Annotated in this window: 25 protein-coding genes, 1 tRNA gene and 1 pseudogene; 20 read left to right on the forward strand and 7 right to left on the reverse strand. The window is 64.4% G+C overall.

Going from position 1 to position 25,122, the window contains the following annotated elements; translation table 11 throughout:
* The first annotated feature begins 343 nt into the window (after positions 1–343).
* A complete protein-coding gene (locus AB0O52_RS06025; RefSeq protein ID WP_364534828.1) occupies positions 344–886 on the forward strand; it encodes a DnaJ domain-containing protein in 543 nt (180 codons plus the stop codon).
* A 165-nt stretch (positions 887–1,051) separates the two neighbouring features.
* Here AB0O52_RS06025 and AB0O52_RS06030 read toward each other — a convergent pair whose 3' ends face one another.
* Together AB0O52_RS06030 and AB0O52_RS06035 are read right to left on the reverse strand one after the other, a co-directional pair.
* Positions 1,052–1,471, reverse strand: a complete 420-nt coding sequence (locus AB0O52_RS06030) for a hypothetical protein (RefSeq protein ID WP_364534831.1) — start codon at positions 1,469–1,471, stop codon at positions 1,052–1,054.
* A 399-nt stretch (positions 1,472–1,870) separates the two neighbouring features.
* Complete coding sequence (locus AB0O52_RS06035; RefSeq protein ID WP_364534834.1) at positions 1,871–2,521, reverse strand: DUF1345 domain-containing protein; 651 nt, start codon at positions 2,519–2,521, stop codon at positions 1,871–1,873.
* Positions 2,522–2,788: 267 nt separating this feature from the next.
* On the opposite strand from AB0O52_RS06035, the pseudogene AB0O52_RS06040 reads away from it, so the two are divergent.
* The 16 genes and pseudogenes from AB0O52_RS06040 to AB0O52_RS06115 form a co-directional block, all read left to right on the forward strand.
* Positions 2,789–2,899 (forward strand): annotated as a pseudogene (locus AB0O52_RS06040) (MBL fold metallo-hydrolase); the annotation flags it as partial.
* Between the two features lie 130 nt (positions 2,900–3,029).
* Positions 3,030–5,210 (forward strand): glycogen debranching N-terminal domain-containing protein, encoded by a 2,181-nt coding sequence (locus tag AB0O52_RS06045; RefSeq protein WP_364534837.1) that lies wholly within the window; start codon positions 3,030–3,032, stop codon positions 5,208–5,210.
* Positions 5,211–5,819: 609 nt separating this feature from the next.
* Positions 5,820–7,196: an MFS transporter gene (locus tag AB0O52_RS06050; RefSeq protein WP_364534840.1), complete on the forward strand. Its 1,377-nt coding sequence runs from the start codon at positions 5,820–5,822 to the stop codon at positions 7,194–7,196.
* A 451-nt stretch (positions 7,197–7,647) separates the two neighbouring features.
* The gene (locus AB0O52_RS06055) at positions 7,648–8,433 is read left to right on the forward strand and encodes an amino acid ABC transporter ATP-binding protein (protein ID WP_364534843.1); all 786 of its coding nucleotides are present in this window, start codon (positions 7,648–7,650) and stop codon (positions 8,431–8,433) included.
* Position 8,434: 1 nt separating this feature from the next.
* Positions 8,435–9,079, forward strand: a complete 645-nt coding sequence (locus AB0O52_RS06060) for an amino acid ABC transporter permease (protein WP_364534846.1) — start codon at positions 8,435–8,437, stop codon at positions 9,077–9,079.
* Positions 9,076–9,729 (forward strand): amino acid ABC transporter permease, encoded by a 654-nt coding sequence (locus AB0O52_RS06065; RefSeq protein WP_364534849.1) that lies wholly within the window; start codon positions 9,076–9,078, stop codon positions 9,727–9,729. The genes AB0O52_RS06060 and AB0O52_RS06065 overlap by 4 nt, the downstream gene beginning before the upstream one ends.
* A gap of 64 nt (positions 9,730–9,793) precedes the next feature.
* Positions 9,794–10,666 (forward strand): ABC transporter substrate-binding protein, encoded by an 873-nt coding sequence (locus AB0O52_RS06070; RefSeq protein WP_364534852.1) that lies wholly within the window; start codon positions 9,794–9,796, stop codon positions 10,664–10,666.
* Between the two features lie 157 nt (positions 10,667–10,823).
* Positions 10,824–11,729, forward strand: a complete 906-nt coding sequence (locus AB0O52_RS06075; RefSeq protein WP_364534855.1) for a dihydrodipicolinate synthase family protein — start codon at positions 10,824–10,826, stop codon at positions 11,727–11,729.
* 143 nt (positions 11,730–11,872) lie between these two features.
* Positions 11,873–12,874: a proline racemase family protein gene (locus tag AB0O52_RS06080; RefSeq protein ID WP_364534858.1), complete on the forward strand. Its 1,002-nt coding sequence runs from the start codon at positions 11,873–11,875 to the stop codon at positions 12,872–12,874.
* A complete protein-coding gene (locus AB0O52_RS06085) occupies positions 12,871–13,815 on the forward strand; it encodes an ornithine cyclodeaminase family protein (RefSeq protein ID WP_364534861.1) in 945 nt (314 codons plus the stop codon). The genes AB0O52_RS06080 and AB0O52_RS06085 overlap by 4 nt, the downstream gene beginning before the upstream one ends.
* Positions 13,812–14,543 (forward strand): GntR family transcriptional regulator, encoded by a 732-nt coding sequence (locus tag AB0O52_RS06090; RefSeq protein ID WP_364534863.1) that lies wholly within the window; start codon positions 13,812–13,814, stop codon positions 14,541–14,543. The genes AB0O52_RS06085 and AB0O52_RS06090 overlap by 4 nt, the downstream gene beginning before the upstream one ends.
* Positions 14,540–15,784 carry an FAD-binding oxidoreductase gene (locus tag AB0O52_RS06095; RefSeq protein ID WP_364534866.1) on the forward strand — a complete coding sequence of 415 codons (1,245 nt, stop codon included), beginning with the start codon at positions 14,540–14,542 and terminating at the stop codon, positions 15,782–15,784. Before AB0O52_RS06090 ends, AB0O52_RS06095 begins: the two co-directional genes overlap by 4 nt.
* Positions 15,781–16,107 carry a (2Fe-2S)-binding protein gene (locus AB0O52_RS06100; RefSeq protein ID WP_364534869.1) on the forward strand — a complete coding sequence of 109 codons (327 nt, stop codon included), beginning with the start codon at positions 15,781–15,783 and terminating at the stop codon, positions 16,105–16,107. Before AB0O52_RS06095 ends, AB0O52_RS06100 begins: the two co-directional genes overlap by 4 nt.
* On the forward strand, positions 16,104–17,570 hold the full coding sequence (locus AB0O52_RS06105) for an NAD(P)/FAD-dependent oxidoreductase (RefSeq protein WP_364534872.1): 1,467 nt from the start codon (positions 16,104–16,106) through the stop codon (positions 17,568–17,570). Before AB0O52_RS06100 ends, AB0O52_RS06105 begins: the two co-directional genes overlap by 4 nt.
* Before the next feature lie 34 nt (positions 17,571–17,604).
* Positions 17,605–19,107 carry an aldehyde dehydrogenase (NADP(+)) gene (locus AB0O52_RS06110; protein WP_364534875.1) on the forward strand — a complete coding sequence of 501 codons (1,503 nt, stop codon included), beginning with the start codon at positions 17,605–17,607 and terminating at the stop codon, positions 19,105–19,107.
* Positions 19,108–19,179: 72 nt separating this feature from the next.
* A complete protein-coding gene (locus AB0O52_RS06115) occupies positions 19,180–19,404 on the forward strand; it encodes a hypothetical protein (RefSeq protein ID WP_364534877.1) in 225 nt (74 codons plus the stop codon).
* 159 nt (positions 19,405–19,563) lie between these two features.
* Here the strand turns inward: AB0O52_RS06115 and AB0O52_RS06120 are convergent.
* The 5 genes from AB0O52_RS06120 to galU form a co-directional block, all read right to left on the reverse strand.
* Positions 19,564–19,636 (reverse strand) — tRNA-Ala (locus AB0O52_RS06120).
* A gap of 31 nt (positions 19,637–19,667) precedes the next feature.
* Positions 19,668–20,468 carry an NAD(P)H-binding protein gene (locus AB0O52_RS06125; protein ID WP_364534880.1) on the reverse strand — a complete coding sequence of 267 codons (801 nt, stop codon included), beginning with the start codon at positions 20,466–20,468 and terminating at the stop codon, positions 19,668–19,670.
* Positions 20,469–20,474: 6 nt separating this feature from the next.
* Positions 20,475–21,200: a hypothetical protein gene (locus AB0O52_RS06130; protein WP_364534883.1), complete on the reverse strand. Its 726-nt coding sequence runs from the start codon at positions 21,198–21,200 to the stop codon at positions 20,475–20,477.
* Positions 21,201–21,508: 308 nt separating this feature from the next.
* A complete protein-coding gene (locus AB0O52_RS06135; RefSeq protein WP_364534886.1) occupies positions 21,509–22,129 on the reverse strand; it encodes a GNAT family protein in 621 nt (206 codons plus the stop codon).
* 5 nt (positions 22,130–22,134) lie between these two features.
* Positions 22,135–23,040 carry a UTP--glucose-1-phosphate uridylyltransferase GalU gene (galU, locus tag AB0O52_RS06140; RefSeq protein ID WP_364534889.1) on the reverse strand — a complete coding sequence of 302 codons (906 nt, stop codon included), beginning with the start codon at positions 23,038–23,040 and terminating at the stop codon, positions 22,135–22,137.
* A gap of 118 nt (positions 23,041–23,158) precedes the next feature.
* Between galU and AB0O52_RS06145 the strand changes: the two genes are divergently transcribed.
* The 3 genes from AB0O52_RS06145 to AB0O52_RS06155 all read left to right on the forward strand — a co-directional run bounded on the left by AB0O52_RS06145 (position 23,159) and on the right by AB0O52_RS06155 (position 25,121).
* Positions 23,159–23,764 carry a 5-formyltetrahydrofolate cyclo-ligase gene (locus tag AB0O52_RS06145; RefSeq protein WP_364534892.1) on the forward strand — a complete coding sequence of 202 codons (606 nt, stop codon included), beginning with the start codon at positions 23,159–23,161 and terminating at the stop codon, positions 23,762–23,764.
* Positions 23,765–23,920: 156 nt separating this feature from the next.
* Positions 23,921–24,181, forward strand: coding sequence for an FmdB family zinc ribbon protein (locus AB0O52_RS06150; protein WP_364534895.1), 261 nt, complete (start codon positions 23,921–23,923; stop codon positions 24,179–24,181).
* A gap of 103 nt (positions 24,182–24,284) precedes the next feature.
* Complete coding sequence (locus AB0O52_RS06155; RefSeq protein ID WP_364534898.1) at positions 24,285–25,121, forward strand: RcpC/CpaB family pilus assembly protein; 837 nt, start codon at positions 24,285–24,287, stop codon at positions 25,119–25,121.
* The last annotated feature ends 1 nt before the right edge of the window (position 25,122 follow it).

Consider the following 25,122-nt stretch of genomic DNA (forward strand, 5'->3'; position numbering starts at 1 on the left):
CCAGCTATGACGCCGGGGTGCTGACATTGCGGATCCCGGTGGCCGAGAAGGCCAAACCGCGCCGGATCGAGATCGAGTCGGAGAAGAGCCAGCACTAGGAAATCAACGCCTAGGCCCCGGACCGGGCCGGGCGCGCAAGACCGGGAGCATTGGACCGGCCGCCGGCAAGTGAAGGGCGATGCAAACCAGGCACGCCACCGCGCGAGTTGCGCACCGAAAAAGCGGCCCCCGACGATGTCTCCCGCACCGATGGTCCCCGGCCCCAGCGGGCCGGGGACCATCCCCACACCTCAGGGCCCCGGCAACAGGGACCGAAAGGAACAACAGCAGGAAAAGCGGGACCATGAAAGAGCACAGCCCGGACCTCTACAAGGTGCTCCACCTGGATCCGGCAGCCACGGCACGTGAAGTCAGCCGCGCCTACCGGGCACTTGTTCGCGCCCACCATCCCGATACCCGCGCCCCGGGAGCCGTGGCCGCAGACCCGGACTCCGGCGCACAAGAACTGCGCGACCCGGAACTGCGCGACCAGGAACTGCGCGACATCATGGACGCCTACGCCGTTCTCCGCGACCCGGTCAAACGGGCCGCGTACGACCGGCAGCGGGCGGGATCCCCACGGCCCGAAAACGTTCCGTCCCCGCGGCACCCACAAGGACCTTCCGTCCGCTCATCGCAAGGACCCTCCGGCGCCGCCCTCATCATCGGCCCTGTGCGGTGGGAAAACACCGGGAGACCGGCCCCGAGGCGGCAGGTCGCCGGGGAGCCGGTCACGGGCGCACGGGATCTGTTCCATCAATTGCAGGACCGCCGAGCAGGGGCCGGAGAACCCGCACCGGGCAGGTACCGGATCCCGTGGTGGATGCCGTGGTGGATCCTTCATTGAATCAACGCCGACACCGGCGCTGCCATCGCCGCGGTCCGGATATGGGCAGGAGATCCCCGGCACAGTTCCATCGGCGCCGGACAAGGGGATCCGGGATAGGGCCTTGACGACCGTTCCCTGCCGGCATGACGGAGTTCCTTTTCCAGGAGACCTGGACATACCACTCTAGATGGAGGGGGTCTGCTGCTCCGCCTCTGATTTCTTCGGCTCAGGACGGCTGGTCAGCATCCGCCAGGCCAGGACGGCTGCCGCTGCGGCACCTGCGGCAGCAAGAGCGGAAGCAAGAAACGTCTTTCCCGAAGGTTGTCCGGCTGGATGGAGTTTCCGTTCCGCACGCAGTACGGCCCGCGAGGCAGCCTTTCGTGCCCGGTTGGCAACCTTCCTGTTTCCTGTCAGCGTGAGAACCACACCGTGAACCACGTCGGGGACGTGGGCCTCGTCGAGCCTGGACACCGCCCACCGGATGGCCGCTTCGGCCTGGGGCGAGGACTTAACGGACGCGTTCTTGATCCATTTTTCGGCACGGTCCCGGGCAGCATATGCGGCTTCGTTCGCAGCGCGGGAAGCCTTGGTCTTTCCAATCATTGCTCACTCCTCAGCGGTGGTGGCTGGCTGTCCCGTGACAGCCTACGCCCGCACCCCGTGGCGGAGAAACCCATACCCCGCCGCCGCACCCGGACGGCCCGGGCCCCACGGCTCCCCCTGGTCTACGCTCTCAGCTTTCCGCCCCGGCCCTAACGCCGTCGGTATACCCGGGAGCCATCATGGGTCTGGGTGACAAGATAGGCACGCGGTAGAAAGGGCCAGCCGCAAAGTCAAGGAAGCAGTGCGCGACGCCACCGACAACAAAAAGCTCAAACCACAAATACGTCGTCGTCCGTGTTCAAAGCATTCGCCGCGGAAAGGATTCCCATTCTTCTGTCGCGCGACAGAGATGGCGAGTCAGCCGTCGCCCGGGTATGTGAGCGGATTCCCGCTTGGATGTTAGTGGACCAGTCCGGCGACAAGGTTGATGGTGGTGGCCAGGACGATGGCTCCCAGCACGTACGAGAGCAGCGCCTGGCGGAGGGCTGTGTACCTGATGGCGTCGGAAGTCAGGTCGGTGTCCGAGACCTGGAACGTCATGCCGATCGTGAAGGAGAGGTACGCAAAATCCGCGTACTTCGGCTGCTTCTTTTCGTTGAAGTCCACCCCGGCATTTTCGCGGTAGTAGATGGTGGCGTACCGGAGGGTAAACAGGGTATGAACCAGAAGCCAGGAAAGCGTGATGCTGCCCAGCGCCAGGGCTATGATGGCCGCCTTGAGGCCGCCCTGGGCGGACCCTGCCTCGAGCAGGATAAGACCGATACCCCCGAAGCTGGCCAAGGTCGCTGCCAGCACGAGGATGTCCGAAGCGATCCGGCCCGGGTCCTCCCGGATGGCATGCGCTGCCGTGTCCGTGGCATCCAGGCGGCTGATCACCGACCATGCCCAGATCAGATAGGTCACGCACGCTGCCGCCCATCCAACAACCGGAGCATACGCCCAGGAGCCCAGACTGCCGACGAGCAGCGCGACGGCCATCCCTATGATGGCCATGGCCGCGACGCGCACGCCGGAGCGGTGGACGGTGGCACTGAAAGTCGGCAAGCTCATCACCCGATCATTGCATCCCACGGCAGGGGCCGCTAAGCCCGCGGCTTGAGCTGTCGTGGTTCAGGGCGCCGCCGCGGTTGTTGCGGCGGGGCTTGGGCAGCCGCGAGGCGACCGAAATCGTCTTGGGGGCCAGACAGGGATGAAACTCCCGTCTGCTCCTCCACAGACCCGAGCCGAACGGTTTTCGGCGAGGCAACGCTGCGGGGCTAATCATCATGCCTGACGGTGGCGGAACTTCCGGAATTGGCCGGTGAAGAACTGTGCGGGATCCGGGAACGACTTCTGACCCTTCCGCCGGAAACCGTGCTCCGGACTGGCCATGGCGGGGACACCACCATCGGGGCCGAAGTGGAGGAACTGGCGCAAGCAAAGCAGTAGGCGTGGAGGAGTTCCGCTTACGCCTCCGCTCTGGCGGCGACTTGCAAGCAAGCGTAGCGTTTTTTCGAAGAGGCCTGCGCAAGCACGGTGTCTGACTGTACGGCGCTTAAAAGCCACAGAGGAGGCCAGAATGGCGGGGTGGAATGCGGATACGGCGGCTGGTCCACTAGGGGCTGGCTCTGTGACGTTGGTCGAGGGTTCATCCTTCTGTATTTCGTCATCCAACGGTGATATTCAGCCCGATCGTCCGCATGGCCTCTTCGTAGCCGACGTCAGGATCCTGTCGATCTGGCGCCTGACGGTGGATGGACAGGCGCTTGAACCACTCACGGCGGAGACCAAGGAGCCGTTCCGTGCCGCATTTGTTGCAAGGATTCCCCGGTCCGATGGTTACGCGGATAGCCCACTTATTGTAGAAAGGCTGCGGGAAGTCGGGGCTGGCCTCCAGGAGCAGCTCACCGTCCACAACTACTCCCAGGAGCCTGCTGAGTGCCTCATCGTCCTGGAAATAGGGGCCGACTACGCGGACCTCTTCGAGGTGAAGGAGGCACGGATCCGGCGACGGTGGGAGGAAACACGAGAAGCAGAAGACGGAATGCTCACCATTCGGGGCAGTTGGCAGGACGTCCGCAAGGGCACCGCTGTCCACGTTTCCGGTGCCGACGTTTCCGGTAACACCGTTCAATATCGGGTGTCGGTACCCGCTCATGGGCAATGGAGCACAGTCCTGACCGTCCTGCCCACCGACGATGGAAACCAGGCACCGGCTTTCACCCATTCCGAGGGGGATAGCCTGTCCCCTCGAGACCGACGCAGGCGGGAGTGGGTGGCGAAAATCCCAGTACTGCAGGTGACCAACCGCTCCGTGGAACGGACGCTGCGCCGCAGTTATGACGACCTGGGTGCTCTGCGGATCGAGGACCCCGACCATCCGGAGCGCGTTGTCGTCGCCGCCGGTGCACCCTGGTTCATGACCCTATTCGGAAGGGACTCCCTGTGGGCCTCAGTGATGGCGATGCCGGTAGACCCGTCGCTCGCCCTGGGCACACTCCAGACCCTCGCCGACCGCCAGGGCACCGTGGTGGACCCCATGACGGAAGAGGAACCCGGCAAGATCCTCCACGAGGTCCGGCTCGATGTCTCCAGCGGCCTGTCCCTGGGCGGCAAGTCGAACTACTACGGCAGCGTGGACGCCACACCCCTGTTCCTGATGGTGCTTGGAGCCGTCAGCCGATGGGGATTCGCCACGGACACCATCAAGGCCCTGCTGCCCCACGCCGACCGCGCACTGGACTGGATCGTGAACTACGGCGACAAGGACGGCGACGGCTTCGTTGAGTACCAACGGCTCAACGACCAAGGGCTGCTCAATCAGGGCTGGAAAGACTCCTGGGACGGCATCAACTTTGCCGACGGCACCCTCGCCGAGCCGCCAATCGCGCTCTGCGAAGTCCAGGCCTACGTTTACGTCGCCTATCTGTCACGGGCATGGCTGGCGTACGACGCCGGCGACATGGCCTTGGGCAACGAGCTCAGCGACCGCGCGGCGCGCCTGAAGAAGCAATTCAACGAACAGTTCTGGATCCCAGAGCGCGGGTACTACGCCATCGCCCTCGACGGCAGGAAACGGCAGGTCGATGCCTGCGCCTCGAACATGGGGCATTGCCTCCTCCAAGGCCTGATAGACGAAGACAAGGCCCAGCAGGTCGCTGCGCACCTGATGTCACCGGAAATGTTCAGCGGCTGGGGCGTGCGCACCCTGGCCAGCAACATGGGCGCCTACAACCCGGCCAGCTACCACAACGGCTCCGTCTGGCCCCACGACAACGCCATCATCGCGGCCGGCCTTCTCCGGTACGGATTCGTTGCCGAAGCACAAAGAATCGCCACCGGGATGATGGACGCCGCGGAGTTCTCCGACGGGCGCCTCCCGGAACTCTTCTGCGGCTTCAGCCGCGACCACCTCGCCACCCCCGTTCCCTACCCCACCGCCTGCTCGCCCCAGGCATGGGCAGCCACAGCACCCATCCAGATCGTGTCTAGCCTGATGCGATACGACCCGGTCGTGTCAGCCGGCAGCGTATGGCTCGATCCCGTTCTTCCGGAGTCCTTCGGTGACCTGCACATCTCCAACGCCCCGCTTGGCGACGGCCGCATCACCATCGACATTGCCGGCTCCGTCCCGTCCATCAAGGGACTACCCCCGGGGATGGCCCTTCACCGGGGTCACCGACCATGGATGTCCGAACTGGTTGAGGAAGCGGTACGCCGTCGCGTGAACGTCCGCCCCACGTCGAAACCCCTTCGTTAAGGTCCAGTTCATTCACCAACGCACGCTGTAATGGACCCCTTTCCAGGGACCCGGGGCTGTTGACCCATCTCACCCGAAGGGAGCGCCCCCAACTCTTTGAGGCCACTCCCCTCCTGTAGCCCCAGCGAAGCCAACCGGACTGCTCCCTCGCGGACGACTGGCCGCACTCGAGGCCCAGGCGTGGCCGCCGAATCCCCATGGGGAGCACGTCGTTCTTCCCTCCGGGGTACGTCGCCAAGGGCGCGGCCATCCAAGGCCACCGCCGTGTTACCAGACCATTTCTACTGGCCAATGAATGCGACTCGAGTCTCCGCCCTCGTGAGCCCCAGCGCTCGAAGTGCGTTCCGTTTGGAGCATTCAGTTGTTCCAAAGGTCTCTCGTTGTTCGACTCCATGCCATAACGAATCGCTATGTAGGTACATAAAAGCCGACTTTGTGTGACCGACACCGTAAACCTTAACTTGATGTCTACGGCCAGCCCGCAAAACCGTAACACGACAACATGCGAGTGAGCTCACAGCAGGACCAACCGGATATCTCACTCGAAATCTCTTTCCCAGAGCCCAGGTGTAGCGGCAGCCGATGTCACCCATCCCCAACGGAGAAGAAATGACTGGAACCCTTCCAAAGAAGACCCCGGCAAGGGCCGCAGTCGCGGCTTGGATCGGAACGACGCTTGAGTACTACGACTTCGCCGTGTACGGCACCTCGTCCGCGTTGATTCTGAACGTCCTCTTCTTCTCGCCCGAGCTACCCCAGGGCATCAGCGTGCTGCTCTCCATGATCACGTTCGCGGTCGGTTATGCGGTACGCCCCCTCGGCTCGCTCATCCTTGGGCCGATGGGTGACCGCCGCGGCCGCAAATTCGTCATGATGATCACGTTGTTCGGCATCGGCGGCTGCACCTTCCTGATCGGCTGCCTGCCCACGTACGCCCAGATCGGTCCTCTCGCTCCGATCCTGCTCGTTCTGATCCGCGTCATCCAAGGACTGTGCCTTTCCGGCGAGCAGCCCAGTGCCATCACCATGAGCCTGGAACATGCATCCGAGGGCCGCCGCGGGTTCCTCGCAAGCTTCACCACGTTGGGCTCCTCCTCGGGCACCCTGCTCACACTGCTGGTCTTCATCCCGATCGCCGCCATGCCCTCGGAGCAGTTGCTGACCTGGGGTTGGCGGCTTCCGTTCTGGGCCTCCGCCGTCGTAGTCGTCGCTGCATACCTGATCCGCCGCCACATCCAGGAGCCGCCCGAGTTCGTAAAGGTCCAAGCCGCCAAGGTGAACGTCGCCCCGCTTAAGCATCTCCTGCGCTTCCACTGGCGCGCGGTGCTGCGGATCGTATTCTGTGCGCTCATCGCAGGCACTAGCTACATGATGCAAACCTTCTCGGTAGCATTCGGGACCGCCGGATACAAGCTGGATAAGCCGACCATGCTCCTGACGACCACCGTCTCGGCAGTGATTGCCCTCGGAATCACGCCCCTGGCAGGATTCCTTGTGGACAAGATCGGCCGCAAAACGATGTTCCTCATTGCAACGGGCGGCGTAGGCATCACAATGGTGCCCTACCTGTGGTCAATCACGACCGGCAACTGGTCGCTGATCTTCCTGTTTGGCATCATCAACTACTCCCTCTTCTACTCAATGGTGAACGCGTCATGGCCCTCGTTCTTCGCAGAGATGTTCCCGGGCCGGCTGCGTGTCTCCGGACTCGCCCTCGGCACCCAGATCGGGTTTGCCATCTCGGGCGTCATCGGCCCCGTTCTCTCGACAGCACTCGCTGGCCCCAACCTGAAAGATTGGGTCGGCCCGTCGATGGTCGCACTCGGGTTCATGGTCCTGGCAGGAATCTCAGCCCTCACCGCCAAGGAAACCAAAAAGTACACGCTCAAGGAACTCGACGATGTGCAGCAGAGTGAGCGGGAGAAAGCCGTCATCACTGCCGCGACCGTATCCCCAAGCACGGCTACACACGGTCTCGCTGGTTAGCGTGGCATATACAAGTCACGCGTAGTTGCCGCCGACCTACCGTACATCAGCGCAATCACGATCGGGGCGGCCGCTGGTCAATAGGCCAGCGGCCGCCCCACGAGGTTGACGCAGAGAGTGAACGCAACCAAATCTGTTGCCTCGACCCGTATCGCTGTGATCTCGGAACGCGTCATCACACGCAGCCCCCAGTCTTTTAACTGCCCCATAAAGAAGAAGTGCACCCCCCACCTGACGTCAAGGCCACCTGACAAGGGAGGACTGGGCCTTAGGGTCGAGCTCCCACTCGTTCCCGGACGTCTCAATCCGGTTACACATGTGACATGGCAACCCATTCCCCACTCGGACCCTAGGTCTTCCATTACGGTCATAGTGTCATGTACCATTTCACATATCACGTGACATGGACCACAGATCGATGTTTCACTTGCTCCCCACATGGAAGATCACTATGACCCTTTCAGAAATTGCGGACGGCAGGATCGCTCCCCGTTTCGGCATCAAGCTAGACAACATTTCGAAGCACTACGGCGACCACGTCGTCCTTGATGATGTTTCCCTGCACGTCCAGCCGGGGACTGTCACTGCTCTTATTGGCCCCTCTGGCGCAGGCAAGAGCACCTTCTTGCGGTGCATCAACCTCCTGGAGCGGCCCGATTCCGGCACCATCCGGGTGGCCCAGCACACCATCGAGCCGGGCACGGACGTCAACAGCCGGGATCTCGCGGCACTTCGGCGCACTGTGGGCATGGTGTTCCAGTCATTCAATCTCTTCCCGCACATGTCCGCGCTAAAGAACATCAGCTTCCCGCAGCAGAAGGTCCTCGGGCGCAGCAAGGAAGAGGCCGACGAGCGCTCGATGCAATTGCTTGAGCGCGTGGGCCTCAAAGAGAAAGCCTCGCAGCACCCGGGGCGATGCTCCGGCGGCCAGCAGCAGCGCATTGCGATTGCCCGCGCCCTGGCCCTGGATCCGGGCATCATGCTCTTCGATGAACCGACGTCGGCGCTCGATCCGGAGGTAGGACTCGAGGTCCTGGCCGTCATGCGCGAGCTTGCCGCCGATGGCATGACGATGATCGTAGTGACCCACGAGATGCAGTTCGCCCGCGACGTCTCCGACACGCTCGTGGTCATGGCCGATTGCAAAATCATCGAGCAGGGTGATCCCCGGGCCATCATGAGCGATCCGCAGGAGGCCCGCACCCGACGATTCCTGCGCGCAGTGCTGGAGCGCTGACATGGACGCACTTTCCGCGGTCCTTCAGGGGCTCCCAATGACGATCATGCTGACGCTGTCTGCGTTCGCGATTGGCATCGTCGGTGCCGTTCCACTCGCGGTGGGCTTGTCTTCGTCGAACCTTCTGGTTCGCCTGGCGTCGCGGCTCTTCGTGGACCTCATCCGCGGCGTGCCGATCATCGTGTGGCTGTTCCTGCTCAAATTCGGCATCCAGATCGGCACTTTCAAGTTCAACCCGGTGGGCGCGGCAGTGGTTGGCCTCGGCGTCGTCTCCATTGCCTACCTTGCCGAGATCTACCGAGGCGGGCTACAGGGTGTGCCGCGTGGCCAGGGCGAGGCGGCGAACGCCCTCGGCTTGACCCGCGGGGCCACCTTCTACCGGGTGATGGTCCCGCAGGCCTTCCGGATCGTCTCCCCCTCGATCGCGACCTATCTGACGGGCCTACTGAAGGACTCCTCGATCGCCTCGACGATCATCGTCACTGAAATGGTCTTTCAGTCCCAGGCCTTCGCCCGGCAGCACCCCAGCGTGGAAGGGATCCTGCCCTACATCATCGTGGGCATTCTCTACATTGCTCTAAGCCTTCCGGTCGCCTACTTGTCCCGCCGACTCGACTCCCGCATGAGGAAGGCCATCTACGCATGACCTGGCTAACAGAATGGGCGGGCTACCTCCCGCAGATGATGTCCGGCCTCGGCGTCAGCCTCCTGATCGCCGGCATCTCGATCTTCTTCGGCTATCCGTTGGGACTGGCACTCAGCCTCATGGTGACCGCCAAGAACCTCGTCGTCCGCACCTTTGGCCTCGCCGTCGTCGAAATTGGCCGCGGCGCACCGGCCCTGGTGATCCTCTACCTCTTCTACTACGGTTTGCCGAAGTTCGGGATCGCGTTCGAAAGCATCACTGCAGCTTGCCTCGCCCTCACATGGAACTCGGCGGCGTACTCAAGCGAGATCATGCGGGCAGGCCTACAGTCGGTGGCCCGCGGACAGCTTGAGGCTTCCAACGCCCTTGGCTTGTCGAAGCGCGACACCTTCCTCCGGGTCATCATGCCGCAAGGCATGCGCTCGGCAATCCCCGGGCTCATGGGAGTCGCGATCCAGATGTTCCAAGGGACGTCCCTGGCGTACGCGATCGCAGTCCCGGAGCTCATGAAGTCTGCGTACAACATCGGCAGCCAGGACTTCAACTACCTGCAGATCTTCACGCTCGCGGGCCTCTGCTACGCCGCCATCTCCATGCCGGCCACGTGGATCACCGTCTTCTTCGAGAAGCGCATGGCCCGGCACGCGTGAATATCCCACGCGCCTCACCGCTCCACCGACATCCTGCAGCACCCCAACACCACTAGGAGGAACCATGAATACCTACCGTCTCAAAGGCGCCGGCATCCTGACTGCCAGCGCGATCGCCCTCAGCCTCGGCCTGACAGCCTGCGGCGGATCCTCGGGCGCAAGCACGGCTTCGTGCACGCCAAAGCACCAAGGCATCCAGACCGTCGCACCGGGGAAGCTCACGGTCGGCGTCATCGACATCCCGCCGTTCAGCAGCTACAACAGCGGAAAGCCCAACGGCATCGACATCGCGATCGTCAGCAAGATCGCGAAGGACGAGTGCCTCGAACCCGCCTACCAGCAGGCCACCTACGCAGATGCCGTGCAATCCATTTCCGGCGGCAACATCGACCTCGCGGTGGGCACCATCGACGCAACCGAGAAACGCCTCAAGGCCGTCGATTTCTCCGCGTCCACCTACCTCGACGGCATGGGCATCGTTTCCAAATCGGGCGCCACCACCGTCTCGGACCTAGAGAAGATGAACAAGGTCGGCACGATCGACGGCTACCTCTGGGTTGAGGACCTCAAGAAGATCCTGGGCGACAAGTTGGTCACCTACCCCAGCAGCGTCGAGCTCAAGGCGGATTTCGACGCCGGACGCCTGGACGCCGACGTCGACGCATACGGCGTGCAGGTGCTTCAGTTCAAGGGCGCCTCTGGGGTCAAGGTCGCCCTTGCGAACGAGAAGCCGGACGCACGCGTCGGAGCAATCGCACACGCACCCGAGGCCGCGTTCCCGATGACCAAAGGCAACAAGAGCCTGCAGGACGCACTCAACGCAGGCATTAGCGCACAGCGCGCCGACGGCACCATCACCAAACTCCTGACCGACGCAGGCCTGTCCGAAGGACTCGGAAAAGTCGCCGAGAAGCAGTACGTCGTTCCGGCGAGCTAGCCCCTTCCAGCTGACGCAATTCAGCAAACCCGGGTGCCGGGTTTCGGCCCGGCACCCATTTAGACCACCTGTGCAATGTCACATGGTAGAATAGCTGTGAGGTACCTCACGGCAGCACAATGACGGCGCCGCGTGTGCCCCACCGAAAGGACCAACCATGACTGAAACCCGCAAGCCCTGGCACGGCGTACTCGTCGCAACGGCGCTGCCGTTCAAGGACGATCTCAGCATCGACTACGACGCCTACGCTGAGCACGTCCGCTTCCTGGCCAACGCAGGCTGCAACGGCGTAACCCCCAACGGATCACTGGGCGAGTACCAAACGCTCAGCGATGAAGAGCGTGCCCGCGTCATCACGACGGCCGTCGAGGCCGCACCCGAGGGCTTCACCGTAATGTCCGGCATCGGCGCATACGGCGGGCTACAGACGCAGAAATGGGCCGAGCAGGCCGCCGAGGCCGGCGCCAAGGCGCTCATGTTGCTCCCCCCGAATGCATACCGCGCCAACGACGACGAGGTGGTGGACCACTACCGCCGCGCCGCCGCCGTCGGGCTGCCGATCGTGGCCTACAACAACCCCATCGACACCAAAGTGGACCTGACACCGCAGCTCATCGCCCGTCTCCACAGCGAAGGCCTCATAGTCGGCGTCAAGGAATTCACCGGCGACGTGCGCCGCGCCTACGAAATCAAGGAACTCGCCCCTGAAGTGGACCTTCTCATCGGCACCGACGACACCGTCGTCGAGATGGGCCTCGCCGGTGCCGTCGGCTGGGTAGCCGGCTACCCCAACGCGATACCGGATTCCACCCTGGAGCTCTACCGGCTCTCAACCTCAGGCGACCTCTCTGATCTGGAACGCGCCCGCGAGATCTACCGCGACCTGCACTCCCTCCTGCGTTGGGACAGCAAGACAGAGTTCGTCCAGTCCATCAAACTGTCCATGGATATCGTTGGCCTCCACGGAGGCACCTGCCGCCCACCACGAGGCCCCCTCGCCCCCGCAGTGCGCGACGCCGTCATACGCGATACAGAAGCAGCCCTCGCCAAGGGCTACAAATAAACAAGAGGTGAGCGAGCGTCTCCGCAAAACCCGCCAAAGGTGAGCGAGGGTTTGGTGGGAGATGCACAAACCGGGCCGTTGCCCGGCGACGCCGAAGGGCCGAAATCCCACCAACCCAGCCATAACAAGAGGAAAAGGAAAGCATGAGAACCAACCGCATCTTCCACGCCGTGGACTCACACACCGAGGGCATGCCCACGCGCGTTATCACGGGTGGCATCGGCACGATCCCCGGCGCCACGATGGCCGAGCGCAGGCTCTGGTTCATGGAGAACAGCGATTGGATCCGCACCCTCCTCATGACCGAGCCGCGAGGCCACGCGTCCATGAGCGGGGCAATCCTTCAGCCCCCGACGCGAGCGGATGCGGACTTCGGCGTCCTGTTCATCGAGGTCTCCGGTCTCTTGCCGATGTGCGGGCACGGCGCCATCGGCGTCGCAACAGTGCTGGTGGAAACTGGAATGGTCGAGGTAGCCGAGCCGGTCACCACCGTCCGGCTCGACACCCCGGCCGGCCTGGTTGTCGCCAAGGTGGCGGTGAAGGACGGGCACGCCGAATCCGTCACCATCCGCAACGTGGCTTCCTTCGTGGATCGCCTGGATGCGGCGGTCGAAGTCCCTGGCTACGGCGCCGTCGCTTACGATCTGGCTTTCGGCGGCAACTTCTACGCGATCGTTGACCTGGACAGCCTCGGATTGCCCTTCGAGCGCTCCCGAAAGGACGATCTGCTCAAGGCAGGTCTCGCCATCATGGACGCCATCAACGCCGACGACGAGCCTGTCCACCCTGAGCGCGAGGACATCCGCGGTTGCCACCACGTCTACCTCAAGGCCCCTGGTTCCACGGCGGAGCACTCCCGCCATGCCATGGCGATCTATCCCGGCTGGTTCGACCGCTCCCCTTGCGGCACCGGCACCAGCGCTCGGATGGCGCAGCTGCACGCGCGCGGCGAACTCGCCCTGGACACAGACTTCGTCAACGAGTCCTATATTGGTTCGCGCTTCATCGGTCGGCTGGTGGAAGAGACCGACGTGGCAGGGCACTCCGCGGTCGTACCCACCGTTACTGGACGGGCTTGGCTGACCGGAACGGCCCAGTATTTCCTCGATCCCACCGATCCTTTCCCGGAAGGATTCCTGCTGTGACCCTTCCCTACTTTGATGCTGCGGCGGTGCGGGCGGCGGCCCCGTGGACGACGGCGATCGCCGCCCTCGAGCGGGCACTCCTGGATGGCGTGGACCCTGAGGAGGACAGCCCCAGGATCTTCAGTCCCGCTCCGGGCGGGGAGTTCCTGCTCATGCCCGGGATCGGGCAATACTACAGCGGGGTCAAGGCCCTCACTGTTGCCCCTGAAAACCCGGCGCGGGGACTCGAGAAGATCCAAGGCATCTACCTGCTGCTCGATTCGGACACCCTGGCTCCCCTCGCCGTGATCGATGGCAACGAACTCACGGCCATCCGCACCCCTGCCACCACCCTCCTCGCAGTAAGGCATATTCTCGCCGCGACCCCCGGGGGTGCCCCGGAGGCGCCGCGTGTGCTCGTCTTCGGGGCGGGCGTCCAAGCCCTCAACCACCTGCGGGCGGCGAGCGCGGTGCTCCCGGCGGCAAGCTTCGCCGTCGTCGGCCAGCGCCCCGAGCGCGTGAAGATTCTCGTCGAGAAGCTTGCGTCCGAGGGAATCGAGGTCCGTACGGCGAGCGCGGCAGGGGCATCCAGCGCCGATGTGGTGCTCTGCACGACATCGGCGCGTACTCCAGTGTTCGACGGCGGTCTGGTCGCCCCGGACGCTGTGGTCGCCGCGGTAGGCCAGCACGGGCTGGACGCACGTGAGGTGGATGCTTCGCTCGTGCTGCGCAGCGACGTCGTGGTGGAGGGTCGGGCCTCGGCGTGGCGGGAAGCCGGAGACCTTATTCCGGCCCGCAGCGTCGGGGAATGGAAGACGATCCGCCCCGCCAACCTGCGCGAGCTGGTCAAAGGCGAATTCGAACGGACTCCGGGCCGGCCCTGCGTGTACGCGGGAGTGGGCATGGCATGGGAGGACCTCGTAACCGCGGCCTTGGTGTATGAAGGAGGCACTAGACCATGACGCCTGCACAAGGAGTGCCCACCGTGCCAGCCAACAACAAGCTTCCCATCGCGCCTCTGGGCCGCCAGCGAAGCCTCCGTGAGTCCGTCACCGAGTCGCTTCGCGCGGCAATCATCGCCGGCACCCTCGAGGAAGGCACCATGTATTCGGCTCCGGCTCTCGGTGCGGCCTTCGGCGTCTCGGCCACTCCGGTGCGCGAGGCGATGATGGACCTCACCCGCGAAGGCCTGGTCGAAACAGTGAAGAACAAGGGCTTCCGCGTCACCAGCATGAGCGATCGTGAACTCGACGAAATCACCCAGATCCGCCTGCTGATCGAGCCGCCGGTCATGGCGGACGTCGCCGGAGCGGTCCCACCGTCTGGCATAGCCGTTTTACGCTCATTGGCTGACAACATCGTCGAGTCGGCGCGCGAGGGAGACCTGGCCGGTTACCTTGCTGCCGACCGAGACTTCCATGCCGAGTTGCTCCGCTATTCGGGCAACAACCAGCTCGTTGAACTCGCCACCAGCCTGCGCACCCGAACCCGTATGTACGGACTCAAGACTTTGAGCGAGAGCAACCGCCTGGCCGACTCAGCCCTGGAACACCACGAACTGCTTGACCTCGTCGAAGCCGGCGAAGGGGCCGCCGCACAGGAATTCATGCGCCGCCACATCGGCCACGCCCGGGGCCTCTGGGCCACCGGGGAGAACGAGGAGGCGCCACCCGAGGAGCAACAGACATGAACCGAAGCAGCGACGTCCTCGTCATCGGTGCCGGGGTCATCGGGGCGGCCACCGCCTACTTCGCCGCGCGGCAGGGCCTCTCGGTCACGGTCATCGACAAGGGCCTGCCTGCCAGCGGCACATCATCGGCGTGCGAGGGGAACATCCTCGTCTCGGACAAGGAACTCGGTCCCGAACTCGAGCTCACGCGCTACTCCCTGGGAGTCTGGCACGGCGACCTTGGCGATCACAAGAAGCTCTGGGAGTTTGAATCCAAGGGCGGAATCATCGTGGCCTCGCGCGAGAGCAGCCTCGCTTCTTTGAACCGCGTCATGGCCGTGCAGACCGGCTACGGCGTAGCGGTTGAGGAGCTGGACCAAGACGCGCTGCGCGAAGCCGAACCGCATATTTCCACCGAGGCTCTGGGCGGCGCAAGCTATTCCGAGGACTGCCAGGTCCAGCCAATGCTCGTCGCGGCCCACCTGGTCCGGCTTGCAACCGAGGCCGGAGCGCGATTTCTGGCGGACACCCCCGTGACCGGCTTCCTGCGTAGCAGCAACCGCATCACCGGCGTCAAGACTCCTCGCGGAGACTTCTCCGCGGACGCTGTGGTGAACTGTACGGGCACTTGGGCGGGCGAGCTCGCCAGAATGGCAGGGGTCAGCGTGCCGGTCCTTCCCCGGCGCGGCTTCGTCATGGTCACCGAACCGCTCCCGCCGATGGTCCACCACAAGGTCTACGCCGCCGAGTACATCGCCAATGTCGGCAGCTCCGACGCTCGCCTGCAGGCATCACCGGTGGTTGAAGGCACCCCCAGCGGCACCATCCTGATTGGGTCCACGCGTGAACGCGTGGGCTTCGACCACACCGTGAGCACAAACGCACTGAGCCTGCTGGCTCGCAACGCCACTGCGTTGTTCCCCTTCTTGGAGCATGTCAAGGCCATCCGGCACTATCACGGCTTCCGCCCGTACTGCCCGGACCACCTGCCGGTGATCGGGCACGACGAGCGCGCTCCCGGGCTCTGGCATGCTGCCGGCCACGAAGGCGCCGGAATCGGCCTCTCCGCCGGGACCGGCAAGCTCCTTGCCCAGGCACTGGTTGGCCAAGCCCCGGACCTCGACCTTTCGCCCTTCGCTCCCGCCCGCTTCGGCGAACCCCCTTCCGGCGAACCAGCACGCCACCCCAGTTCGCATCACCCCACATCACCGCCGTCCGCAGAACGCAAGTCCGCAGAACCCCGCGAGGAGGCCAGCGCATGAGTACCCCAACACGAGGCTCAGCAGAGGCGCAGCCAAGCGCCGGCGTCGTTCGCGTGCGCTTTGATGGGCGCCCGCTTGAGGCAGCTCCGGGCCAGAGCGTCGGCGCTGCCTTGACCGCCCAAGGCATCACAGCCTGGCGTGCCACGCGCAAAGGAGAAAAGCCGCGCGGGCTGTTCTGCGGAATCGGCGTGTGCTTTGACTGCCTGTTGAGGGTCGATGGCGCCGCCAACCAGCGCGCGTGCCTCGTTGAGGTTCGCGAGGGCATGGAAATTGAGGGCTCATGCCCTGCGGATCCCTCGGAAGAACTCGGAGGACGAGCATGACGCCCATCGTCAGCGCAGACGTCGCCGTCGTAGGCGCGGGTCCCGCCGGCCTTGCCGCAGCCGTTTCGGCCGCCGAAACCGGTGCCGCGGTGGTACTCGTGGACGCGGGCGCCCAGCCGGGCGGCCAGTTTTGGCGGCACCGGCCCGAGACCGTGGTGCCGGTGCCGGATGGCCGTGGGCACCACGGCTGGAGGAGCTACCTGGACCTCCGTTCGAGGTTCGACGCCGCTCGCGGCCAAGGCCGGGTCACGTACCTTCCCGGACTCCAGGTCTGGATGGCACAGCAAAACCAGCCAACTCAAGCGGACGACGCCGGCTTCACCTTGCGCACGACGCCCACCGTCGCGGTGGCGGCTTCAGGGGCGGCCGCCGGCCCCCAAACCGTCGTCGCGCGCCGCCTTGTCCTCTGCCCCGGCGGGTACGACCGCCAGCTTCCGGTTCCCGGCTGGGATCTCCCCGGCGTGATGACCGCCGGCGGCATCCAGGCCTTCATCAAGGCCAATGGAATTCTGCCCGGGAAGCGCTTCGTGATCGCAGGGACCGGCCCTTTCCTGCTCCCGGTCGCTGCGAATATCGCCGAGGCAGGCGGCAAGGTCCTCGCCGTGCTCGAGTCCTCCTCCCCGACGGCCTGGCTGCCGCATCTGCGTGCTGCCGCGGGAGTGCCGGAGAAGGCGCTTGAGGGCGCGGCGTACGCCGCAGTCTTCGCCCGGCACCGGATTCCGTACCGCACACGCAGCATCGTCACCGAAGTCCTCGGATCCCGGATCTTCGGTATGGATCGCGCGTCCGGCGTGCGCACGGCCAAGGTCGATGTTGAGGGCAGCGCCAGGCCCGGCACAGAGCGCATCTACGAAGAGGTGGACGTGGTGGGCTTCGGCTGGGGCTTCACGCCACAAATGGAACTACCCCTGTCATTCGGCATCGAGACCCAGCTCGACGCCGACGGCTCGCTGGTCGGAGTCGTCGATGAGCGCCAGCAGTCCAGCGTCCCGGGCCTATATCTCGCGGGAGAGGTCACCGGCGTCGGCGGGGCAACATTGGCCGTCCTTGAGGGCATCACGGCCGGCACTGCCGCAGCGGGCGGTCCCATGATGCGGGAGAAAACTGCCGTGCGGCATCGCCGGTTCGCAGAGGCAATGCACGGGGCGCATCCGGTTCCCGCTGGTTGGCAGGACTGGCTCACTCCGGAGACCACCGTATGCCGCTGCGAGGAAGTCACCGCTGGCCAGATCACGGAAGCCCGGGAAACCCTGGGCGCCCGCGATGCCAAGAGCCTCAAATCCTTCACCCGCGCCGGAATGGGTTGGTGCCAAGGCCGCGTTTGCGGCTTCGCGTCGGCTTGCCTTGGCGCGCGGCCGGGCGCTTCGCCAACCGCCGAGTCCCTCTCCGGCGTCGCCAAACGGCCCCTCGCTGCGCCCGTGGGCATCGGCGAGCTCGCCGCCCTGGACGCAAACGACCACTGATTCTTCAGTCACCCCCCCTGGAAGGAGACCGAGCATGACCACCGTCGCCCAAAACACGCCCGGAAAGCAATCCGGCGCCAGCGCCGTAACGCCCACTACCGACACCGAACTGGAATCGTTCCTCGCCGCTGCCCAGGCTGCCGCGGTGCCGCTCGCCGCCTTGCGGCCTGCCGAACGGGCAGGGCTGCTCGACGCCGTCGCCGACGCCCTCGACGCCGCCGCAGACCAGTTGGTTCCGGTAGCGCAACGCGAGACCCGTCTGGCCGAAGGCCGCCTGCACGGCGAGCTCAAGCGGACCACATTCCAGCTGCGCCTTTTCGGGGAGCTGTTGCGCGACGGCGGTTACCTTGACGCCCGGATCGACCACGCCGACGCCGACTGGCCTATGGGCGCTCCCCGGCCGGATATTCGCCGTGTACTGGCGCCGTTGGGGCCGGTGGTCGTGTTCGCGGCAAGCAACTTCCCCTTTGCGTTCTCGGTGGCGGGTGGAGACACTGCCTCGGCACTTGCTGCCGGAAGCCCCGTGCTGCTCAAGGCCCACTCCGGTCATCCTGGGCTTTCCTTGCTCACCGCCGAGGTTGTCACCTCTGCCCTTGCCGCAGCCGGCGCTCCCGAAGGCACTTTCGCGCTTATCACCGGGACTGCCGCCGGAGCCGCCGCCCTGCGCGATCCGCGGATCAAAGCCGGTGCCTTCACAGGTTCCATTCCGGGCGGACGCGCACTCTTCGACATCGCGAGCTCACGTCCGGAACCCATCCCCTTCTTCGGCGAACTGGGCAGCAACAACCCCGTCTTCGTCACCGAGGCTGCGGCCGCAGAGCGCGGCCCGGAGATTGCCGAGGCCTTCGTCGGTTCCTTCACGCTTGGGGCGGGACAGTTCTGCACCAAGCCCGGCACGCTGTTCGTCCCGGCCGGTTCCGGCCTGGTGGATGCATTGCGCGACGCCGTACTGCCTCCGGCCGTGCCTCTCCTCAATGATCGGATCCAGTCCGGCTACGTCGAAGGGCTGCAGGGCTTGCAGGCCAACCCCAGGCTGAACGTCCTGGCCCAGGGCCCCGATCCCCTGGCGGACCCGCCGAGCCCCACCCTCCTGCTGACCACAGCCACGGACATGCTTGCCGAACCGCACGCGCTCCAGGCCGAGTGTTTCGGCCCCACGGCTGTGGTGGTGGCGTACGACGACGAATCCCAGCTTCCGCTGATCGCTGAAACCTTCGAGGGCCAACTGACCGCGACAATCCACGGAACGGATTCCTGCCGCGTAGACGGGCTCGTGGAGATCCTCGCACGCAAGGCCGGGCGAGTGCTCTGGAACCAGTGGTCTACTGGCGTGTCGGTCACGTATGCCCAGCAGCACGGCGGCCCCTACCCGGCGACGACGGCGGCCGGCAGCACCTCGGTGGGCACAGCCGCGATCGAACGCTTCCTGCGGCCCGTCGCTTACCAGGGCTTCCCGCAGCACCTGCTGCCCGAGGCCCTGCGCGAGGAGAACCCCCTCGGCGTGCCGCGCCTCGTGGACGGCCGTCGGGAGAATTAGCCGCTCCGGGGGCCTCATACTCATGATTCCGGCAACCCCCTCCCAAACATGTCCTGTTCCGAAGGAGTCCTGTTGCTTGTATTGAAGTGGTTGCAGCCGGTCCTCCGGCAGTACTGGAGGTTGCGATCCGGCCTGGTTGGCCTCCCCAATCCCGCCGAGGACTTGGGGCAGCAGACCCTCATCCGACGTCTGGAGGCGGATGACTCCTACTGGTGGATCCTCGTCGGCGGCATACATGTTCCGGGATTCGGTCCCCACGACAAGCAACAACAAGGCCAAGCTGGACCGGGAACATAGCCAGTTTGCTGATGCGGACATCCCATGGCCCCCGAAGGGCCCGCCACCGACGAAGGCTTTCACGCCAAAACGATGAGTTGGGCCAATTTTCGACAAAAACAAGGCCCCCAACCCTGCGTTTCCGCAGGTCGGAGGCCCTTCACTGTGTCGCTAAAACTGTGGAGCTAAGGAGATTCGAACTCCTGACCTCTTCGATGCGAACGAAGCGCTCTACCAACTGAGCTATAGCCCCTGGTCAACCGTGGGTTGCCAGTGTCCCTAGGCTACAAACTATTTTCGCGCTTCGCCAACCAAGACTCGAACGTGTCTGTTCCCGTCCGCTGGCTTGGCACCAAATTCAGTCCGTTCCGAAGATATTTGCCCATCGCTCCCGGCAACGGCACCTCCACGATCCGCCCGGCATGTCCCGGAGCTTCTCGCCAGATCTCAGCGAGTTCACGCATGGTCCGGATGTCCGGTCCGCCGATGGTTCGTGTCCGGTGCCGCTCCGGAGACGGCGCCGCCAGCGCCTCCGAAAGCAACTCGGACGCTACATCCGACGGTGAAATCGTTTGAAAGCGTGCGCCCTTGAAGACCGGTATAAGGCGAATTTTCGCCCCGGTCTGGAACACTGCCGCCACGAGGCTGTGGAATTGGGTAGCCCGTACAACCACTGTCTCAAGCGCCGAATTCGCGTAGACCCGTTCTTTCCGGGCTTTGGAGACATAGAATGCCGCGTCGCTCTTGTCGCAGTTGATGATCGAGAGGAGAACCGCCCTGCGGACGCGGGCACCGGCCGCTGCGGCGAGCAGGCGCGCGCCGCCGTCGGCGAAATTCTTGCGGGCCTTCCCGAACCGCCCTTCCAAGCAATCAATCACGACGTCGGCCCCCTGCAGGGCTTCCGCCAGCCCGGCGCCTGTGGTGACGTCAGCCTGAAAGTAGCGGGCGCCGTCGTGATGGACCGGTGACGCCTCCGACGGCGGGCGGCGGCTCAGGACCGTCACGTCCAGTCCGGCGTCGAGCGCCAGACGGACGACTTCGCGGCCGACTTGTCCCGTGCCCCCTGCGACGCAGACCGTAGTCAAGGGAGGCTATGCCCGGCGGCGCTGCAAAACGTCGTCGAGGTTGCTGAGGGCGCTCTGAGGCTTGCCGTGCTGCGCCTGGACCGACGGGCCCGTGGACGGCGGGCTGGCCGGCTTCAGCGACGGCTTGCCGAGAGGCTTGGGAGCCTCAGGCAGGTCGAGGGGCTCGGGTGCCGGCCGGGGCGCCTTGGCGGCGTCGACATACGTTGGTTTGGGAACGTCCACCGGCTGCCATTCAGATTCCTTGGATTCCGCCGTAAACCGGACCGTGTTGTCGCCAGCGGCGACGGCAACGTTGAGGGCCGCCTGCCGAAGTTCGACGGCGGTCAGGCGCGTCGCCTCATGGGCGTGGGCTTCCGCGTCGAAGATCTTGGTATCCGGGCGGTCCGATGCCGGAGGACTCTCGCGGGGACTGTCGGCTGTGGGACCCATTGCGCTGCGGAAGGCCCTGTTCATCTTCGCCCGACGGTCCCTGATGGCCAACTGGCGAAGCAGGAAGACGGTCCCGGCGACGCCGACGATGGACACCAGTGGCAGCCAACCCGAAACGAGGCCGAGAATGCGCAGCACACCGGAAACGGCTGCCGTGAGCAGCAGGAGGAGACCGGCGAGAGCAAGAGCGCACCGGCCGTATCTGACTTTGAAGACCGCTGTATCCGATGCAGCATCACGCCGTTCGCCGGCGTCGGCCGATGCCTCGGGCAATGCGGTTGCGGTGCTCTGCATGGTTTCCATTGCTTTCTCCTGCCGAGGGGTGATTGACAGAACCACCCCGGCTTGCAGTTCATGAGCGTCTTCGTCGATAACATCCGCTGGAATGTCACCGGCCACTTGGACGTGGTGGCCATGATTCCGCAGTATGTATGGCGCAACCCAAACAATCCACAGCGCGACATCAATGACCAATATCACCGAGCTGCTGAGAGGGAAGTCCACAATCAAAACCGTAGAAGCAAATACGCAGAGGCCACCGCATTGCCCGCGGTGTGTCGTCGGAGAGTCGGCAAATCAGTGGATTTACCGACTCTCTTCACCCAAACGGACTAGTTTGCTCCGCGTCTCAGCCAAGCAGCCAGCAAGCCCCCGGGGACCTCCTCCGAGGTCAAGGCAAAGCTTCGATGGTCAGCCCACTCCCCGTTGATGTGAAGGAAACGCTCACGACGGCCTTCGTCCCGGAATCCCAGCTTCTCAACAACCCGCAGGCTCGGCCCGTTCTCGGGCCTGATGTTGATCTCCATCCGGTGGAGTCCAAGTGCCCCAAAACAATGGTCAGTCGCCATGGCAACCGCAGTTGGAGCAATTCCGCGACCGGCCCGAGCCTGGTCGACCCAATAGCCGAGCGTGGCAGTCATCGCCGACCCCCACATAATCGAGGAAACCGTCAGCTGCCCGACGATCCTGGGCTCCGCGAATCCGGGAGTGCGCTCCGTGATCACAAACGGAAGGGCACTCGCTTGACGAGCCTGCGCGTTAAGGGAAGCCACCATCTGCCGGTAGTTCGGTAGTCGGCCACCAGGGGCAGGGTTCGAGGCTTCCCAAGGCGCCAGCCAATCACTATTGCGCGAGCGGACCTCGGTCCATTCCTTCTTGTCCCGGTAGCGAATGGGACGCAAGATGAGGTCCCCGCTCTCCAGCGTCACCGGCCAAATGGCCGACCCCCACACGGGACCTACTTGCTGAGGCCGGCAGCAAAGCCCGGCAGCCACTCACGCAGACCGGGACCGAGGTCTTCGCTGTCGCACGCCAGCTGGACGCAGGCTTTGAGGTAGCTGAGCTTGTCCCCGGTATCGTAACGACGGCCGCGGAAGACCACTCCGTAGACGCCGCCACCTTCGCCCTCTCCCGCCGCGAGTACCTGAAGTGCATCCGTCAGTTGGATCTCTCCTCCGCGGCCCGGCTCGGTTTTCTCGAGGACGTCGAATACGGCGGGGTGAAGCACGTAGCGGCCAATCACGGCCAGGTTGGATGGAGCCTCGTCGACAGCTGGCTTTTCCACAAGTTGCTTGATGCGGACGTAGCCGTCTTCGCCGATATCGTCGATGTCCGCGCAGCCGTAGGCGCTGATCTGGGAGGGCTCGACTTCGATCAGGGCTATAACGGATCCACCGGTTTGGTGCTGGACCTCGATCATGTCGCTGAGGAGCGTGTCCCGGGCGTCGATGAGGTCGTCACCGAGAAGGACCGCGAATGGTTCGTACCCGACGTGCTGCTTTGCACGCAACACTGCGTGCCCCAGCCCCTTGGGGTCGCCCTGGCGGACGTAGTGAATGTCGCCGAGGTTGCTGGTCGCCTGCACCGAGTCCAGCTTAGTCGTGTCTCCCTTGGCCTCCAGAGTCGCTTCCAAAGCCGGAACCCGGTCGAAGTGATCTTCCAACGCACGCTTGTTGCGGCCGGTGATCATGAGGATGTCGTTGAGTCCCACGCTCACGGCTTCTTCAACAACATATTGGATGGCCGGCTTGTCTACTACCGGGAGCATCTCTTTGGGCATGGCTTTTGTCGCAGGCAGAAACCGGGTGCCGAGCCCGGCAACAGGGATAACGGCCTTGCGGACGGCGCAGTTATTGGAAGTCACCGGACTAATCTAACGGAAGGAACTGGACAATGGGCAAAAGGGAACGTGCTGGACTGGAGAGAACCCACCACTCCTTCGCCATCTTCGGGGCCGCACAGCCGCGAGAACTGGAGCAAAAGTGACTTTGAAAGACGATATCCGCCGGGACCACCGCAAGCGCCGGCTCGCCTTGACCGGACAACAGCGTGCTGACGCTGGAACGGGGATCGCCCGCCACGGCCTCTCGTGGGCGGATGGGGTTGCCCGGCGGAAACCCTCGACTTTTGCGGCCTATGTCGGGGTGGCTGCAGAGCCGCCAACGCTGCCCTTGCTTGCGGCCCTCCATGCCGCCGGGCACAGGATCCTTCTTCCCGTCTGTGAACCGGAACGACGTCTGAGCTGGGTCTATTGGATACCAGAGACACCATTTGTCCGCTCGAAGTACGCCCCGATTGACGAGCCCGTGGGCGAGCGATACGACAGCGACGTCATCAAGGATGCGGCTGGGATCTTCCTCCCGGCGACCGCCGTCGATGAGGGCGGAAACCGTATTGGCCAAGGGGGCGGCTACTACGACCGGCTCCTCGGCAAGCTCGACGCCGACGGGCAGCGTCCGCCGACTGTCGCCGTTGTATATGACCACGAAGTGCTGCCCGCGGGGACGATCCCGGCCGAACCGTTCGACAAACCCGTGGCGGAGGCGCTGACCCCATATCGGATCGTCCGGCTGGCTCCGGTCGATTGATCCGGGGTTTCCGGCCTGTTTACTCGGTCACGTTCCGTGGTAGCGGCCCCGACTCCGGATGATAGAATTAGCACTCAGGCCCCGGGACTGCTAATGGACGGAACAATCCGCTTTGGCAGCCCAGGACCTCTAGTTCGTCCCGGAGGAGGATCACAAGTGCCCACATATGCCTATGCCTGCAGAGACTGCGGACATGCCTTTGACATCGTTCAGGCTTTCACGGACACCTCCCTGTCCGACTGCCCTGAATGCGGGGGTTCGTTGCGCAAGAAGTTCAACAGCGTGGGCGTCGTCTTCAAGGGATCGGGTTTCTACCGCACCGACTCCCGGGATTCCAAGGGAAGCACCGTTTCGGCCGCTCCAGCCCCGGCTGCGCCTGCGGCTCCAGCCTCGGTTCCGGCGGCTGCCGCGAGCTGATTGCGGTTTCCGACTGCCTTCGGTTTTTCCACATAGCTCACCGATTTCCACATAGCGCAACCGGGCCCTGTCACGGACCCGGGCGTCCGGTTAGCGTGGGCCCATGCCCGCAACCCCGAACGTATCCAAAGGCTCCACGTCTGCCGGACCTTCACCGGTTCCGCGCAATAGGCTCCTCGTGCCGGTCAACGGGGGCAACACGCGCCGTCTTCACGCTGGTCCCTTCAAGGCTGGCCGGCGCATGGGCGCTCCCGCGGGACACTCCAGGCACCGCAGCTTCGGCAGCTGGCTAAACCGCAACCGCCGCCTCGCGGTGGCTCTGCTCCTATGCGTGGCGGTGGGGATCGTCGTCCATCAACTGACTCCCGTTTCGGAACAACGAGCCACGGTCCTGGCCGCCGCGCGGGACCTTCCTGCCGGGTCCACTTTGACGGATTCCGACCTCAAGGCCCTCGACGTCCTTCCTGACGGAGTTCCGGCCGGCGCACTCACTTCCGGGGCTGGATATGGCGGGAAGCAGCTTGCCTCGCCCCTGCGGAAGGGGCAGATCCCCACAGACGCACAACTCCTGGGACCGGGTCTGCTAACCGGTACCGCGCCCGCGACGGCGGCCGTTCCACTTCGCATGGCCGATCCCGCTTCAATTCAGCTCATCTCGCCGGGCCAGTTGGTCAACGTTGTTCTCACCGCAGCTGACGGATTTGACGGGCCTGACAAGAAATCCGAGCTCCTGGCAGCTACGGTCCCGGTTTTGTGGACGTCCGCGCAAGGAGGCAAAGCCGGCCAATGGTTGGGCACGAACGAGGCGGACGGCCTTGTGGTTGTCGCTGCCACTCCGCAACAAGCCGAAATCCTTGCCGGAGCTTCGACCCGCGGGAAACTGTTCTTTGTACTCGTCAATCCCTCTGACAAGCGGCAGATCCAGACCCAGGCCGGATAGT

This window comes from Arthrobacter sp. NPDC080073, assembly GCF_040686575.1.
Classification (GTDB): domain Bacteria; phylum Actinomycetota; class Actinomycetes; order Actinomycetales; family Micrococcaceae; genus Arthrobacter.